Origin of the sequence: Anaerocolumna chitinilytica (assembly GCF_014218355.1) — a bacterium.
Classification (GTDB): Bacteria; Bacillota; Clostridia; order Lachnospirales; family Lachnospiraceae; genus Anaerocolumna; species Anaerocolumna chitinilytica.
In genome coordinates this window covers 3,387,424-3,403,161 of the sequence record NZ_AP023368.1, presented here as the reverse complement: position 1 = coordinate 3,403,161, position 15,738 = coordinate 3,387,424, and the positions used below count along the sequence as shown (strand labels likewise).

General features: G+C 38.9%; 14 protein-coding genes and 1 riboswitch. Of the genes, 13 read left to right on the top strand and 1 reads right to left on the bottom strand.

All coding sequences use genetic code 11. The features are described 5' to 3' along the window. Window positions 1-2 precede the first annotated feature (2 nt). From bsdcttw_RS14880 to bsdcttw_RS14830, 11 genes are all read left to right on the top strand, one after another. Window positions 3-986, top strand: a complete 984-nt coding sequence (locus bsdcttw_RS14880; RefSeq protein WP_185255635.1) for a glycoside hydrolase family 88 protein — start codon at window positions 3-5, stop codon at window positions 984-986. A gap of 65 nt (window positions 987-1,051) precedes the next feature. Continuing rightward, complete coding sequence (locus tag bsdcttw_RS14875) at window positions 1,052-2,236, top strand: iron-containing alcohol dehydrogenase (protein WP_185255634.1); 1,185 nt, start codon at window positions 1,052-1,054, stop codon at window positions 2,234-2,236. 45 nt (window positions 2,237-2,281) lie between these two features. Continuing rightward, a complete protein-coding gene (gene deoC / locus bsdcttw_RS14870; RefSeq protein WP_185255633.1) occupies window positions 2,282-2,968 on the top strand; it encodes a deoxyribose-phosphate aldolase in 687 nt (228 codons plus the stop codon). Between the two features lie 135 nt (window positions 2,969-3,103). Continuing rightward, a complete protein-coding gene (locus bsdcttw_RS14865) occupies window positions 3,104-4,453 on the top strand; it encodes an ABC transporter substrate-binding protein (protein ID WP_185255632.1) in 1,350 nt (449 codons plus the stop codon). 119 nt (window positions 4,454-4,572) lie between these two features. Continuing rightward, on the top strand, window positions 4,573-5,448 hold the full coding sequence (locus bsdcttw_RS14860) for a carbohydrate ABC transporter permease (protein ID WP_185255631.1): 876 nt from the start codon (window positions 4,573-4,575) through the stop codon (window positions 5,446-5,448). A gap of 3 nt (window positions 5,449-5,451) precedes the next feature. Next, the gene (locus tag bsdcttw_RS14855) at window positions 5,452-6,306 is read left to right on the top strand and encodes a carbohydrate ABC transporter permease (RefSeq protein WP_330602204.1); all 855 of its coding nucleotides are present in this window, start codon (window positions 5,452-5,454) and stop codon (window positions 6,304-6,306) included. A 42-nt stretch (window positions 6,307-6,348) separates the two neighbouring features. Beyond that, window positions 6,349-8,151, top strand: coding sequence for a sensor histidine kinase (locus bsdcttw_RS14850; protein ID WP_207726414.1), 1,803 nt, complete (start codon window positions 6,349-6,351; stop codon window positions 8,149-8,151). A gap of 22 nt (window positions 8,152-8,173) precedes the next feature. After that, window positions 8,174-8,935 carry a response regulator transcription factor gene (locus bsdcttw_RS14845; protein WP_185255629.1) on the top strand — a complete coding sequence of 254 codons (762 nt, stop codon included), beginning with the start codon at window positions 8,174-8,176 and terminating at the stop codon, window positions 8,933-8,935. A gap of 15 nt (window positions 8,936-8,950) precedes the next feature. Continuing rightward, window positions 8,951-9,742: a carbohydrate-binding protein gene (locus tag bsdcttw_RS14840; protein ID WP_185255628.1), complete on the top strand. Its 792-nt coding sequence runs from the start codon at window positions 8,951-8,953 to the stop codon at window positions 9,740-9,742. Window positions 9,743-9,881: 139 nt separating this feature from the next. Next, window positions 9,882-10,403 (top strand): DUF2318 domain-containing protein, encoded by a 522-nt coding sequence (locus bsdcttw_RS14835; RefSeq protein WP_185255627.1) that lies wholly within the window; start codon window positions 9,882-9,884, stop codon window positions 10,401-10,403. A 151-nt stretch (window positions 10,404-10,554) separates the two neighbouring features. Continuing rightward, a riboswitch (cyclic di-GMP riboswitch) is annotated at window positions 10,555-10,640 on the top strand. 144 nt (window positions 10,641-10,784) lie between these two features. Beyond that, entirely contained in the window at window positions 10,785-12,296 is a 1,512-nt protein-coding gene (locus tag bsdcttw_RS14830) for a sensor domain-containing diguanylate cyclase (RefSeq protein ID WP_185255626.1), read from the top strand. Here bsdcttw_RS14830 and bsdcttw_RS14825 read toward each other — a convergent pair. Further along, the gene (locus bsdcttw_RS14825) at window positions 12,289-13,851 is read right to left on the bottom strand and encodes a putative polysaccharide biosynthesis protein (protein WP_185255625.1); all 1,563 of its coding nucleotides are present in this window, start codon (window positions 13,849-13,851) and stop codon (window positions 12,289-12,291) included. The genes bsdcttw_RS14830 and bsdcttw_RS14825 overlap by 8 nt on opposite strands. A gap of 168 nt (window positions 13,852-14,019) precedes the next feature. On the opposite strand from bsdcttw_RS14825, the gene bsdcttw_RS14820 reads away from it, so the two are divergent. Beyond that, on the top strand, window positions 14,020-14,499 hold the full coding sequence (locus bsdcttw_RS14820) for an RrF2 family transcriptional regulator (RefSeq protein ID WP_185255624.1): 480 nt from the start codon (window positions 14,020-14,022) through the stop codon (window positions 14,497-14,499). A gap of 25 nt (window positions 14,500-14,524) precedes the next feature. Next, the gene (nifS, locus tag bsdcttw_RS14815; RefSeq protein WP_185255623.1) at window positions 14,525-15,712 is read left to right on the top strand and encodes a cysteine desulfurase NifS; all 1,188 of its coding nucleotides are present in this window, start codon (window positions 14,525-14,527) and stop codon (window positions 15,710-15,712) included. The last annotated feature ends 26 nt before the right edge of the window (window positions 15,713-15,738 follow it).

The following is a 15,738-nucleotide window of genomic DNA, read 5'->3' as shown; positions in this document are numbered from 1 at the left end:
GTATGACTGAAAAAATGAAAATAGCAACAGGAATGTTGCTCGCGATGCAAAGGCATTCCTGGGAACAAGGGGTAGCCATGCAGGCAATGCTTGAAACCGAGCAATTCGAGATCCTAATTCAAATGGCGCATGAAGCAGTATACAGAAGTCTTCCGGACGGCAGGACAGCAGTTATAGGAGTGACAGACGGTGCAACGGATTCCTGTGCGGTTGGAGAAGGACTTTTAAAGGCGTGCCAGCTTACTGACAGCACCTTCTTAAGAGAGGGATATGAAAAATTATTACAATGGACCATAGATAAAGCTCCCCGCAACGAACAGGGAATTTTATATCATCTTACGACAGGGAAACAATTCTGGGCAGACTCACTTTATATGCTGCCTGTATTTCTGGCCTCTGCCGGTTATTACAAGGAAGCAGTCACTGCGATTAATGGTTATTGGGATAAGCTCTATGACAACAGTACTCATCTGCTCTGCCACATGTGGGATGAAAGGGAACCGGAAGCAAAAGATTGCTGTGACAAATCACACTGGGGAGTTGGAAACGGATGGGCACTTGCAGGAATCGGTAAGGTAATTGCAATGCTGCCAAAAGAGAAGTTTCAAACAGAACTCCATCAGCTGATACAGAAGGAGTTGGAACTGCTGGACAGTGTATTAGGATATGTGAGAGAGGATAATTTATTTCACAATGTCTTAGATGATTCGGGGACTTTTGTTGAGACAAATATGTCACAGATGACCGCTTATACAATATATAGGGGACTAACAGATGGATGGATGCCAATGAAATATCTGACTCAGGCAGAAAAATTGAGAGAAGCTGCCGATTCCCAGGTGGATTATGTAGGATTGGTTCATGGCGTATGTGGAGCACCTACGTTTGACAAACCCGGCTTTGCACCGGAGGGACAGGCATTCTACATTATGATGGAGCAGGCCAGAGCTAATGTATGGGCTTCCGATATCATTAAAACCCGTTAAGGAAATAATTGTGAAGATGACACGGATAGGCAGATATCATATAATAAAGAGGAGAATGAACGAATATGAGGCAATTTACAGCTTATACTCCTACGAAGATTATTTTGGGAGCAGATGCTCACAGAAACGTTGGAGCACAGGTTTTAGAATATGGAAGGAAAGTATTATTAGTATATGGCGGACAAAGTCTGAAATCAAACGGTACCTATCAGGATATTGTAGACTCGTTGGAACAAAGTAATCTCTCTTTTGTTGAACTTGGCGGTGTACAGCCGAACCCTAAACTATCTTTGGTATACCAGGGAATACAATTATGCAGAAAAGAGAAGATTGATTTCATTCTGGCTGCCGGCGGCGGAAGCGTAATTGATACGGCAAAGGCAATAGCTGCCGGAGTTTGTTATGAGGGAGATGTATGGGACTTTTTTGTGGAAGGGAAAGCTCCTAAGAAGATGTTACCGGTAGGTGTTATTCTTACGATTCCGGCAGCCGGTAGTGAAGCAGGCTGTGCCAGTGTGATTACGAAGGAAGATACAAAAGAAAAAAGAACTTTAGTGAATGAACTGGCTTTTCCCAAATTTGCGATATTAAATCCCAGCCTCTGTTTTACCCTTCCAAAGAAACAGATAGCAGCAGGCGGCACGGATATTTTTGCACATGTAATGGAGCGCTACTTTGAACCGGTAGGTGGGAATGAATTCTCTGACAGGTTATGTGAAGCTACTATGATTACGGTTCTGGAACTGCTTCCCAGAGTGATGAATAATCCGAGGGACTATGATGCCTGGGCCAATCTTATGTGGGCGGGAAGCATTGCCCATAATGGTATTCTGGGTGCAGGAAGACAGGAAGACTGGGCCAGCCACAATATTGAACATGAACTTAGTGCGGAATATGATATTGCTCATGGAGCAGGACTTGCAATTATTATTCCTGCATGGATGCGTTATGTTTATAAGAAGCATCCGGAACGTTTCTTACAATTTGCAGAGAGAGTGTTTGGGACTAAAACATCTGAAAATACATACTTAAACAGTGAGGCATATAAGGAAGAAATCATTCAGACCACCATTGATGGGCTGGAAGAATTCTTTCGTTCTCTTGGACAGGCAACAAGGCTGTCAGAAGCTGGAATCGATGACAGCCGTTTTGATATCATGGCTAAGCGGGCGACCCAAAAGGGGAGCCTTGGCAGTTTTATGAAACTGGAGACAGAAGATGTCCTGAATATTTATCGAATGGCATTGTAATTTTAATAGATTGTTTTATATCAGAAGTGAAAGGATGATTAAATTATGAATAAAACCCAACTTACACCACAGGAACTGGCGCAGTATTTCGATCATACACAGTTAAAGGCTTATGCTGAAGCAAGTGACTTTATGAAACTTTGTGAGGAAAGCATGGAAAATGGCTTTAAAATGGTTGCGATTAATTCAGCTCCCGTAAAATTATGCAAAGCACTTTTAAAAGGAAGCAAGGTTCATGTAGGAGCTGCAATTGGCTTTCCTCTAGGGCAGACCAATATCTCTGTCAAAAAGTATGAAACACTTGAAGCAATAGCAGATGGAGCAGATGAAATTGATTATGTAATTAATATTTCGCAATTAAAGGGAAAGAATTATGATTACATCGAGAAAGAAATGGATGAAATCGTAAAGGCTTGCCGTAACACCGGGCGTATCAGCAAAGTGATTTTTGAAAATTGTTATTTGACCAACCAGGAAAAAGAAGAGCTATGCAGAATTGCGCTAAACATTAAGCCTGATTTTATCAAAACCTCAACCGGTTTTGGTACGGGAGGTGCTACAAAAGAGGATATTAAGCTTATGAAGAGCATCGTTAAAGATAAAATACAGATTAAAGCAGCCGGTGGTATCCGAACCCTGGCAGATGCTTTGACAATGATTGATCTGGGCGTTAACCGGATAGGTTCAACAGCTAGTGTAAGTATTATTGAGGAGTTAAAAGACAGTCTGTAGAAAGCAATTGAAAAAAAGTACACTATTTCTAAAATCTATGAGTTCAAGTAAACCAAGGCAACTGGTATAGTGAAGATACAACGAAATGTACTTTTTAAAAAAGACATTTTAGTAACAGGTTAAGGAGAGAAGGATATGATGAAAAAGGTTTTGGCAGTTATACTGGCTGTGGCTATGATGGTATCAATGGCAGCATGCGGTTCAAAAGGTAATACTGAAAATTCATCCGGTAATTCTACAACAAAGGAACAGGCAGACGGAAAAAGTTCAGGGGATAATGCGAAGTCTGTTACAATTAAAGTATTCTCAAATCTTCCGGATCGTAATTCCGGTCAGGGATTTGTTGAGCAGACATTGTTTGATTCTTATATGAAGGAAAATCCCAATGTTAAAATCGAAGTTGAAACACTGGATGATGAGGCCTATAAGACTAAATTCAAAGCCTATGCAGCAGGCAGTAAAATGCCTGATCTGGTAAGTGTATGGGGACAGCCGGGTTTTATTGATGAAGTTATTGATGCTGGTATATTGGAGCCTTTGAATAAGGACGATTACAAGGACTATGGTTTTATCAATGGTTCTTTGGATGGCTTTAGCAAAGATGGAGTTTTATATGGACTGCCAAGAAATACCGACGTACTTAGTTTTTATTACAACGAAAAAATGTTTAAGGATCACGGGTGGAGTGTTCCAAAGACCTATGATGAACTGCTGGCACTTGCTGATAAAATCAATGGAGAAGGTATCATTCCTGTAGCAATGGATGGCGGTGATAAGTGGCCGTTATACATATATATCACCGATTTGATGATGAGAATAGATGGCTCCGGAATTCTTGAGAAGACGAAGCAGGCAATTGCCAATAAGGATTTTTCTGATCCTACTTTCAAGAAAGCTGCTGAAATGCTGTATGATTCTGCTGAAAGAGGCCTGTTTGAAAAAGGCTTTGAAACTACAGATTATGGTACTGCACAGAATCTGTTTACCAATGCTCAGTCAGCAATGTACTATATGGGAAGCTGGGATATGAACATGGCTACAAATAAGGATATTCCAGCTGATGTACGTGATAATATCCGTGTTTTCTCAATGCCGTTAGTAGAAGGCGGAAAAGCTACCGCTACAGATATTACAGCATGGAACGGCGGCGGATACTCCATTACTTCCAGTGGAGCAGAAAAAGAAGAAGCAAGAAAACTTCTGAACTATATGTTCAAGCCGGAAGGATGGACCAAACTTGCATGGGAAAACGGTGTTTGTATGTCAGCCCAGGATTTTGCAAAATATAAGACCGGAAATGAGACAGAGATTCAGAAACAGTTTATGCAGATTGTTCAAACAGCAACGAATATCTCAGGTTCACCAATTGGGGATTTAGGTACCACAGAATTTAAGACCATAACAGAAGACTCCGTACAGGATCTTTCAATTGGGAAAATGTCTGCAGAGGAATTTGTATCCACATTAGCAAAAGCATGTAAATAAAATATTTGATTGAAGCATCATGCTGCAATAGAATGATGGGCTTTGAAGAATAGAAAGGGCGCTGGCATGGAACAGACATGCAGCGCCCTTTTTCCGAAAAAAGTGAAAGAAGGTTATTTATGCGAAAAGCGTACAGCAATAAATTCGTTATATTATCTTTGGTGCTGCCAGGCATTCTGACATTTTTATTTGCGATATTGGCACCGATATGTCTGAGTATTTATTATGCTCTAACTGATTTTACAGGGTTGGGAAGCTATAGTTTTATTGGAATAGAGAATTTTAAGCGGCTGGTAGGTGACGAGGTATTCTGGCTGTCATTAAGGGATTCGCTGTTATTGGCAGCAGGTTTTATTCTAATTCAACATCCGTTAGCCATTATTACTGCAGCCCTTTTAGACCGTATGGGAAAACATGCGGAAGGGTTCTTCCGGTGCGTTTATTTTCTGCCGAACGTTATTTCTGTAGCTATCATAGCCTACTTGTGGAAATTTATCTATAACCCCAACTTTGGTTTACTCAACAATGTTATCAAAGTTTTTGGTGGTAAAGGGGATGTTAACTGGCTAGGTACCGGAACGGCTATCTGGGCAGTGCTGATTGTCTTAATTTGGCATGGATTTGGATGGGGTATGCTTATTTATTATACCGGTATCAAAAATATTGACCCAACACTGTATGAAGCAGCGGCAATTGATGGTGCAGATAATAAAAAAGTATTTTTAAGAATTACATTACCCCTGATGAAGCCGGTTATCCAGGTAAATGTGACACTGGCGGTAATCACTGCGCTAAAACAAATGGAAACAGTATATTTGCTGACGAACGGGGGTCCCGGAAATGAGACACAGTTTATGGCAAACTATCTCTATAAACAAGCCTTTAGTTCTTTTCAATACGGATACGGAAACTCCATAAGTGTTGCTTTTGTTTCTATCTGTATTATCGCAACTATTATACTGAATCGTATATTCAAAGAAAAAGCGGAGGCTTAGACAATGAACAATGACATGATAAACATAAAAAAGCAAAATCCCGTTGGCAAGGTTTTCATGTGGAGTGTATTGATTATATTTTCAGTGGTTCAAATTTTTCCGCTTATCTGGCTTGTGAATTTTTCCCTTGTAAGTAACAACGAAATGTTTACCAATGGACTGCTGGTATGGCCGAAAAAGTTTCGTTTTGACAATTATGTAAAAGCTTTTATCGACGGTCACTTTTTGCTGTATTTAAAGAACAGTGTAGTAATTAATATACTTGCGGTAGTATTTGTGCTGCTGATTTCGGTTTGTATGGCATTTGCCTGTTCAAGAATGTACTGGAAATTATCGAAACTGGTAAAAGGGATGATCTTACTTGGTATGATGGTTCCGATTCACGCGACGCTTTTGCCGAATTATATTATCTACGACAGACTTCATCTCATTGATTCCATCTGGGCATTATTAATTCCTTATATCGCCTTTTCCTTACCGCAAGGTTTGTTTTTAACCTGCAGCTTTATGGAAAGCATACCAAAAGAAATAGAGGAAGCGGCTTTAATAGATGGGTGCGGCATATATCGTGTGATCTTTATTATCATAGCTCCCTTGCTTAAGACTTCGCTGGTAACCGTATCCATTATGACTTTCCTGAATAACTGGAATGAATTTATGATGGCGAGTACCTACTTAAATAGTGCGAAATGGAAGACACTTCCTTTCTCGGTGCTGGAATTTACTGGTTTATATTCCTCGAATTATGCGGTGCAATTTGCAGTTATGTCCTTAACCGCAGCTCCAATGGTAATAATGTATATAATTCTGAACAAACATATCACAAAGGGAGTTGCAATGGGGGCAGTCAAAGGATAAAATGAATTTGGACATGTATTAAGAATAGAAAGTGGTGAGACGTTGAAGAAATTCAGGTATTATTATTCGAAAATGCAAATACGGTATAAAATTATTTTATCCATATATGCAATCCTATTGCCTGTTATCATCACAATTTCTGTTTTCTTATACATAAATGAGAACCGGCAGATAAAAAAAGAGATGATTCAGTTGTATGAGCGCTTTAGCCAGTCTATAAGAGATGACATTAGCTATATGCAGCAGGATATACTGGATATTGAAGATTATTATGCAGTAAACAGTGAGATACATAAAGTATTGATTGCTGATAAAGCAAGCTTTGAAGGCGATGACTTATTCTGGTACAGCAATACGCCTATTTCCTTTCAACAAGATATGCTGGCAATAAAAAGCCATGTAAAAACCTTAATTCTCTATCCTGAGAATGGGTTGGATCCATATTACCAGAGCAGAGATGCCAGTGTTCATAATACCTCATTAAATAAGATTCGAAAGTTACCTATCTATGAGAAGGCATTGCAGGCAAAAGGAGATGTAATCTGGGAAAAAGTTCATTCCGGTAATTCCGGTCTATATCTAAAGAACACGAAAGATAAAGTTGTTGCCTGCCGGATGCTATATGACTTGTCAAAGAAGGATAAAATCGGCTTTTTGGTATTAGGTGTGGATGTACTTAACTACAGTGAAATCTGTAAGAAACTGCTTCAGAATAAAAACGAAGGAATTGCTGTAATAACCGGCAGCGGGGAAATCTTTACAGAAGTGGGAAAGGTAGATGAGACACTTTTATCAGAAATAGTAAAGAAAAAATATCTGGATGAATCTTGTGTCGATAGGCCTAAGTTTATTATTAGGAATGAGAATTATATCTTTATCAGTAAATGCAAAGATACAGATGTTGGTGTCTGTTATATGCTGCCTGTAAAAAATGTGAGGTCGAAGATGAGAGAGGGATTGATACTGCCCATTGCTCTCGTTGTGGTTCTGTTGATTGGCTCAGGACCATTCTCACTGTTGATATCAAAGGCATTATCAAGACCGACAAAGCAGCTTTATGATTCGATGGAACAGTTCAGTAATGGAGATTTTAATACGTATATTACTGTGGAAAGTGAAGATGAAATCGGAAGGCTTTCCGTATCTTTTAATCGAATGGTAAAGGATATCAGGGAGTTAATCAATACAAACTATGTCATGGAATTGAAAGAGCGTGAAAGTGAGCTGAATGCATTACAAGCTCAGATAAATCCGCATTTCTTATATAATGTCCTCGATTCCCTGTACTGGCAGGCTGAGGAGGAGCAAAATGAAAAAATAGCCGATAATATATTGGCCTTGTCCACCTTATTCCGATTAGTCTTAAGCCAGGGAAATTCAGAAATACCGGTAAAGAAAGAAGTTGAACTGATAGGCTGTTATCTTCATATACAGAAAATGAGATTTTCAAAAAGATTGTCTTACGAGATTCAGGTGGAGGAGTCCATCGGAAATTATATGATTGGTAAGCTGACCTTGCAGCCTTTTGTAGAAAATGCCGTTGTACATGGTCTGGAATTCATAGACAGAGGCGGCAGCGTGAGTATTGTAGGAAGAAAGGAAGATGATTTCCTGGTATTTACAATAAGTGATAATGGCGTTGGTATGGAACAAAATGAAGCAGATGAGATTTTGTATGGAAAAGTTGATGACACGAAGAACAATGAACATGTTGGCGGTTATGCTATCAGGAATGTGCGTGAACGTTTGAAATTAAGGTATGGGGCCGATTTCAAACTTGAGATTATTAGCAGACCGCAGGAAGGAACGATAGTTTCAATCAGGATACCTATTGTAACGGAGTGAGAAAACAACTATGGGGTGCTTTATGGAGAAGGAAGGTTTACATTTATTAATAGCTGATGATGAGGAGAATATCCTTACAGCTATGGTTAATTATATTCGAAAAAATACAACTGTTTTTACCAGAATTGATTCTGTCAGCAATGGACAGGAGGCATTGGATTTAATTTACCGAAATCGGCCGGATGTTATGCTTTTGGATGTTCAGATGCCGGTGAAAACCGGTATTGAGGTCATGGAGGAATCCAGGGTGGCAGGAATCTGTCCGGAGACTATTATTCTATCCGGATATGATACATTTTCCTATGCCCAGCAGGCAATTCGACTGGGGGCCAGAGATTATTTATTAAAGCCCTGCAAAGCAATAGAGATTCTTACCAAGCTGGAAAGTTTTGCAGTACAAAAAATAAAAAAGAATACGGCTTTAGAGTCAGAAAAAAATTACCAGGTTAAAATGGCAAAAAAATACATCAAGGAACATCTGACAGAGGAGTTAAGCCTTGCATTGGTAGCTGAGAGAGTCGGTTTGTCTATGGCATATCTTTCAACTTTATTTACCCAGAACCTGGGCTGTGGTTTTGTTGATTATCTGAATCAGGAGAGAATAAACAGAGCCTGTGCCTATATGCACGACGGGAAAATGAAAGTCTATGAAATAGCCTTTAAGGTAGGATTTCATGATGATAAATATTTCTCCAGAGTGTTTAAAAAGGTAACCGGAATGAGTCCTTCGGTGTATCGGCAAAATATCGGTATTTATGAAGAGGAGAGTATGATTACCTTTTAGGAAGAGGAGAATTACATGATTAAGATTGCATTATATAATAAAGAAGATGAATGCTTCATGGAGCAAGAAGATAATGAACACATTCATCATTTGTTATTTCACAAGTATAAGGATGGAGATCGTATTGTTATTGATACGGATAACCCCCAATTTCTTAGCGTAAAGCTGGATGCTAGTATTGAAAAGGCGGATGTTTATAGTATTGGCGGAAGATTTGAATTCCCGATTCCTTTTGGCGAAGATAGAATGCCATATCCTGCAGGGGCATTTGAAGGAGAATATCATATTCTGGATATTTCAGTGCAACCGTCTGAGTTATGGAAGGAAGAGAGGGATATCAGCACAAATCCCTTGGATGTGCGTTATGAATCTACGGTATTTCCTCATTGCAAAGCAAGTGTAGAAACAAGGGATGAATCTATCTTTGCCGCAAGGAATACCATTGATGGTCTGAAAGAAACCTGCGGACATGGTGTATGGCCCTTTACCTCATGGGGAGATAACGAGGACCCGGATGCTGAAATTCAGATTGATTTTGGCCGTCTTGTTGTAATGAATAAGCTGATAATAAATCTAAGGTCAGATTTTCCCCATGATAATTACTGGAAGCAGCTTGATGTTATTTTTGGAAATGGCTGTACAATGACACTGCAATTAAATAAGACAGGCAGGGATCAGATATATGATTTGAACGGAATGATTGCAGAAAGTGTGAAATTGTGCAAACTTATAAAAGATGAGAAGGATCCTTCCCCATTTCCTGCTTTGACACATTGGCGGGTACTTGGTAAAGAATATCTCAAATAAAGCCATGGCTTTAAAGGGACTGTAATGATAGTCCCTTTTTTATTTCTCTCTCCATACAATCTGCATATTCCACTGATAAAATAAAAGCATTATTTTAAATACCATAAAAGTAAAAATAATAAAAAAGGGGTATCAATGAATGACGAACAAACAGAATAAAAAATCAAATACGACGAGATACTTAATTCTTACAATCTCTGTTCTCGCAATACTGGCAATTGCCTTTGGCTTCAATAGCTTTGGAAAACCAGCCGGAAGCGGAGGAGATTCGGATAAATTAAGGGCAGCTAAAGTAACAGACAGTGATATTGTTATACCGGTTAAGGACATTACGGAAACAGCTAAGTTCTTTCCTGCAAAGATTGACGGTACTGAATTGGAAGTGCTGGCGGTAAAAGCTCCGGATGGTACAATTAGGACAGCCTTTAATACCTGCCAGGTCTGCTATTCTTCCGGAAAAGGCTATTACAAGCAAGAGGGAGACGAGCTGGTGTGCCAGAACTGCGGAAATCATTTCTCAATGGATCAGGTAGAAGTTGTAAAAGGCGGCTGTAATCCGGTTCCGATTACCGATGAATATAAAACAGCAGATGACACTTCGATTACAATCAGCAAAGATTATCTAACCGAAGCTACGGTGATTTTTCAAAATTGGAAATAAATTGTACAAAATGAGGGAGGTTTTTATTAAGCCTCCTTCTTTTTTATTTCCGTTATGTAACGGAAAATGAAGGTAAGTCAGGTGAAATATGTAATATTATGGTACATGATTTGAATTGCAAAATTCCACGAATTATAGTACAATGGACCTATGTTTATAGGGGCAAACTCATTGAAAGATGAGGACGCAAAGCTTAGGGTCTAAATCTGTATGCAGATATGACAGCCAGTTGCACGAAATAGGATATATTTCAGTCTAAGCTCGATTTTAAGAACGAGCTTTTTTTGTGTGTATCCTTCTATTTCGTATTGTGAAAGAAACAGATTTGGGTATTAGGTAAGCAGTAGTTTATCAAACAAATCTGGAAGGGTGATGAGGAATATGCAAGAAAATAAAACCGATTATATTCTGAAAAAAGGAATTCCCAGATTAAATAACACCATAGGAATTTCTCTTGGCTTGGCTGCATTGACAGGTGTTTTATTGATTTTCAATCTGGTAATTAATAATGATCAATCTCTATATGAAGTGGTAAAAACAGATGGAGGAGTGGTATTGATTCTTATTCTGTTGCTTTTTTTGACTGTAAGTTTTGTTTCCAGTATAATCTGTAATCATCAGGTTAGAAAAGCTACCGCTGAATTGTCCTATATTACCAAAAGTGTTCATACAGGATTCCTTAATATTTTGCTGGAACCAGGATATCAGGTCACGTATGCTAATCCAAAGTTTTATGAGATTTTTGGTTATAAAAGGTATGAGTTTGAAACAGAATATGATAATTGTTTTTTATCCTTTGTTTGTGATGAGGATCAGGAGAAAATAAAAGTGCTGAAAGAGCAGTTTGTAAACGGCTCCTATCGGCAGATAGAAGTTAAAATGATTACCCGGAGCGGTGATATTATTAATGTACTTTTGGATGGCAATTTTACCTTAACCCGCGAAGGTGAAAAGGCCTTTTCTGCGGTTTTATTAAACATTACTAATTTTAAAGAAATGCAGAATAAGCTTTCCCTGGAGGAGGAAAGATATCGAATTGCTGCCGAGATATCCAATGATATTCTTTTTGAATATAAGGTTGACAAAGATGTTATGAAATTTGCGGACAAATATACGGAAGTTTATGGACGAACACCTGTAATTGAAGATTTTTCAGTGGTAGAGCTGTACAATAAGAATATGGTTCATCCGGAGGACTGCCAGGACCTCAAACTTTTTGCAAGAACTCTTAAAAGCGGAAAAGAAATGATGGAAGCGGAGTTTCGTATAAAAAATGCAAATAATGAGTATGTCTGGTGTCATATCAGGGGAAAGACTATCTATGATGAGAATAAGGAACCAATCAGTGTCATTGGTAAAGTGGTAAATATTGACCTGCATAAAAAGGAACTGCAAAAACTGGAATATAAGGCTAAGAGAGATTTGCTGACAGGTGTGTATAATAAAGTTACAACAAAAGAAATTATTGATGAATACTTAAAACGCAATCGAAATTCCAAGCATATTTTAATGATGATAGATATTGACGATTTTAAACATGTCAATGATAATTACGGACATTTAACCGGGGACAATATATTAGTATATATTATGGACAAAATTAAAAGTATTTTCTTCGGAGAGATTATCGGTCGTATCGGAGGGGATGAATTCATCGTATTCGTCGGGAACATTGATAGCCTTGATGGAATTATCACCAAGGCCAATCTGCTTAGAGAAGCCCTTAGTACCGCCTATGAGGTGGAAGACCAGGCGGTATACATATCCGGAAGTATCGGTATTTCTGTATATCCGGAAGATGGCGCAACCTATACGGAATTAATTAATTGTGCAGATAAAGCTCTTTATTCCGTAAAAGATGAAGGCAAGGGCAGTTATAAACTTTTTACTTAAAGTCTTCTGATTTTATGGTTTTTGTAAGGTACATAAGCAACATACTGGCACAGAGTATTAAGAAACACAATAACAATACCGATTTCAGACTTTGACTGGCATGAGGCAGCCCTAAGTAAAAGCGATGGATGAGATAGCAGCATAAGGTAACGATAATCCCTGGCTTAGCCACGTCATCCATGGTCTGAAAGCCTGGATTGATATATTTCGCCACAAGATAGGCACCAAACAAGGTCATAACAAGCTGACTGACCAAAAGACTTAACAGATATCCGTTAATCCCTTGCAGCGGGACGAGTATGACTATGATAATGATACGTAAAACAAGGCCAATAACAGAACCTGCAAAGGTAAGATGCACAAGTCCAAGTCCATTGATAATACTGTTAAGTGTAGTTGTAATGAATAGAAAAGGGCAAAGCCAGGCTAAGATAGTTAAAAAATTTCCTGAAAGGCTATTGTGATATACAAGGGTACCTAGCTCACTGCCGAAGGTTATAAAAATACCGGTGCTGATGATACCGATAATCAGACTATACTTGATTGTAATGGCTGATGTCTTTTTAATCAGACTTTCTTGACCTGCAGACTGGGCTTCGGAGATAGTTGGCAGTAAGAGGACGGAAAGGGAATTGGTTATGGCGGACGGAAATAATATAAAGGGCAGGGACATACCGGTCAGTACACCAAAGATACTTAAGGCTTCCTCACTGCTTAAGCCATATTTTTTCAACATTGCAGGAATTAAGATGGCTTCAATGCTGTGAAGAATACTGATCAACAGACGGTTAGCGGTCAGTGGAATACTCATTTTAACCAGACTTTTTGTTAAACCATCACCTTTGGTATTCATAGATCCGGGACCGGTGGTGTTAAGAGCTGAATAGGAGGCGGACAAATGGCGGATGTTTCTTGAAGTCTTATGAAGGAACATGGAGCCGACATTAAATAACTGGGAAGCGATTTCTCCAAATACAAGACCAAGAACAGCCAGGTCACAGGTCACTGCTAAATTACCTCCGCCGGCAGAGGCAGCAAGAAAGTATACAGCCATTACTCGGATAAGCTGCTCCAAGAGCTGTGTAATAGCAGGTATTCCGGCTTTTTTTAAACCATAATAGTAACCGTTGATACAGGAGGTTATTCCGCAGAAGGGAAAACATATAGCAAGAATTTTAAGGGAGGAGGCAGTGGCCGGCTCCCTTATTATATGTACAGCAAGAAAGGTGGAGTAACGATAAGTAAAAAAAGAAAGAAGCATTGCAAGTACAAAAGATATAATTCCACCATTTCGAAGGACCTTCATGATTCCTGTATATCTTTGCTTACCCAGCTCATTGGCTACCAAAGTTGAGATAGCAGTTTGTATACCGGATGCAAATATCGTAAAACATATACCGTATATAGGAAATACAAGCTGATAGACACCAAGTGCTTCAGCGCCCATTGCATTGGATAAGAAGATACGGTAGAAGAAGCCGACAATTCTGGTTAAAAAACCTGCCAGAGTCAGGATGAGAGTACCTTTAATCAAACTACTTTTGCTTTTTGACATAAATTATTTAACCTTTGAACATCCTTTGATTCATATTAATATATTCAGGAAAACAATGAGAAAGAATATTGACTTTTAACTTGTGCAATGCTATTATGTGTGTAATGTACACTATTTTACTAGGAAATAAAATAGTAGGATTTTGGCAGTCAATAGAGAGGTGGTACAATGAAATTATCTACGAAAGGAAGATATGGCTTAAGAGCAGTTGTTGACCTTGCTTTAAACAGCGAGGAAGATGCAGTTGCTTTAAGCTCCGTTGCTGAAAGACAAGGTATCTCAATCAGTTATCTGGAACAATTAATAGCTAAGCTGAAAAAAGCCGGAATAGTTAATAGTATTCGAGGTGCTCAGGGTGGCTATATCCTGGCAAAAAAGCCGGAAGAGATAACAGTAGGAGATATCCTAAGAGCCCTTGAGGGAGACTTAAATCCAGTAGACTGCTCAGAGATTGAAGGAAGCAGCAGTACTTGTGATGGGGCCAATTCATGTGTAACAAAATATGTCTGGATGCGTATTAGTGATAGTATAAACAATACGGTGGATACTATGCTCCTCTCTGAACTGCTAAAGGAGGGCAGGCGTATTACGAATGAAAATACGTCCGAGAGCAGAGAGACTCGTATTAAGCCTTCATGCGGGCAATAAGATATCAATTTAGGAGAAAAATCAGATGGAAAAGAAGATTTATTTGGACAATGCAGCTACAACCAAGACACGTCCTGCTGTAGTGGAGGCTATGTTACCTTATTTTACAGAGTTTTTTGGAAACCCCTCCAGCGTATATGAGCTTGCTACACAGAATAAAAAGGCAGTGGATGAAGCAAGAAATACCATAGCAAAGGCTTTGAATACAGAAAGTAATGAGATTTACTTTACTGCCGGCGGAACAGAGGCTGACAACTGGGCTTTAAAAGCCACAGCAGAAAGCTATAGTGATAAAGGAAACCATATTATTACCTCTAAGATTGAACACCATGCAATTCTTCATACATGTGAGTATCTGGAGAAAAAGGGATTCGAAGTTACCTATGTGGATGTGGATGAATATGGTGTGGTAAAATTAGAGGAATTAAAGAAAGCTATCAGACCTACCACAATTTTAATTTCAATCATGGCTGCGAATAATGAAATCGGAACAATACAGCCTATAAAAGAAATTGGTGAAATTGCCAAAGCAAACAACATTCTTTTCCACACGGATGCAGTGCAGGCTTTTGGACAGATAAATCTTGATGTGAAAGATATGAATATCGATATGCTTAGTGCCAGCGGACATAAGCTTAATGGTCCTAAGGGAATTGGATTTTTATATATCAGAAAAGGTCTGAAGTTAAGATCTTTTGTACACGGCGGTGCTCAGGAGAGACAAAGAAGAGCAGGAACCGAAAATGTACCTGGAATAGTAGGTTTTGGCAAAGCAGTTGAAATTGCTATGAGTACTTTGGAGGAACGTCAGAAAAAGGAAATTGAACTAAGAGACTATCTGATCGAGAGAGTTTCAAAGGAAATTCCCTATGTAAGGCTGAATGGTCATAGAACAAAGAGACTTCCAAACAATGCAAATTTTGCTTTCCAATTCATTGAAGGAGAATCACTCCTGATTATGTTAGATATGCAAAATATTTGTGCTTCCAGTGGTTCTGCCTGTACATCAGGGTCTTTGGATCCTTCCCATGTACTTTTAGCCATCGGACTGCCTCACGAAATTGCTCATGGGTCTCTGAGACTTACACTTTGTGAAGATAATACCAAAGAAGAGATGGATTATGTAGTAGATACCATTAAAGAAATCGTAGCAAAACTGCGTTCTATGTCTCCTTTGTATGAGGATTTCGTAAAAGCTATGAGCAGAGAGTAATATGTAATTCTTCGGTACAAAAACAG